The sequence below is a fragment of the Streptomyces sp. NPDC046831 genome, from assembly GCF_040645305.1.
Classification (GTDB): domain Bacteria; phylum Actinomycetota; class Actinomycetes; order Streptomycetales; family Streptomycetaceae; genus Streptomyces.
Genome location: NZ_JBEYXZ010000082.1, coordinates 1 through 1,137 on the forward strand (window position 1 = coordinate 1; position 1,137 = coordinate 1,137).

Genomic DNA, 1,137 nt, shown 5'->3' on the forward strand with positions numbered 1-1,137 from the left:
TTTTTTTGTTCGTGCTCTAAGTGTAATTGATTGCGAAGTTCACGTTGTTGGTTAAATCTTTCTTGTTCTTCCTGTCTTTTTAGGAATTTATGATGTTCAAGTGCTGAATCAAAATTATCTTTTAATTTAGCAACTTGCTTATTAAATTCTTTCTCAAGATTTGGATGATTATATTCGTTGATTATGTCTAAATATGGCTTTGCTCGTTGCTGAACCTCATCGAGTGTTTTTTTGGTATCAGACAGTTCTTTTTTTAATTTTTCCGTTTGACTAGCCAGTGCATTCGCTCGGTCAAATCGTGGCGCAATTTGATCAAATATCTGATCAATCATAGCGTTTGCGACTCTCTCACCGTAGGCATTTTTAGATTCAAAAAACTCAGGTTCAGGCACTTCATAGGTGAGTCCTTTTTCAATGCCTGGTTCATTCTCGTAATTGTTCAATTTTTCATAATATTCTTGAATAGACGTATGTTTTGCCTTGCTCCCTTGGATCCCTCGATCTAGTCCTAAATCTTTTACTTCAACTGCAAAATCAGTCTGCATTTGTGAAAGTGTATGTCGAGATCCACCGATATATTTTTTAGCATTCAATCGCCCCGTTTCTTCGTCCACTGGAACAACGTAGGCGACAAGGTGAGGGGTTGTTTCATCACGGTGAATGGTGGTGCTGACGACATTATTTTTACCATATTTATTTTCAAGCCATTTTTTCGACTGCTCAAAAAATGCGGTTTCTTTTTCAGTTCCCCAGCCATCCCACTCCGGACTCGCTGTAATCAAATGTTCAATACACAAAACCGCATCTTTACGTCTTTTTTCAGGAATACGATCACGAATAGCGGTCATACATTTTTCGTTGGTATCCAAGGCATGTTCATTCAAATGTGTACGAGCATCATCGGCATTTAACGTTTCTCGATTGCGATAATTATGCGAAAGACTGCCTCCAACATCGGCAAATGATTTGAGTTTCTGAATACGCAAAATAGCAAATGACATGGGCGAAATCCGACACCGCAAAAAACACACGATAGCAGAGCTTTTTGAGCTTTGCGATAGCGAAGTGGACTCACTCCACTTTCAAAGCACCTAAAGGTACATTGAAAGTTCATGAGTAAGGGGAATCCTCCCCTTA

The 1,137-nt window shown here is 39.0% G+C and carries 1 protein-coding gene; it reads right to left on the bottom strand.

What is annotated here, in order from left to right; translation table 11 throughout:
- Positions 1–1,001, bottom strand: a 1,001-nt coding sequence (gene mobV / locus ABZ920_RS30490) for a MobV family relaxase (RefSeq protein ID WP_361512079.1), incomplete at its 3' end; no start/stop codon positions are given.
- Between the last annotated feature and the right edge of the window lie 136 nt (positions 1,002–1,137).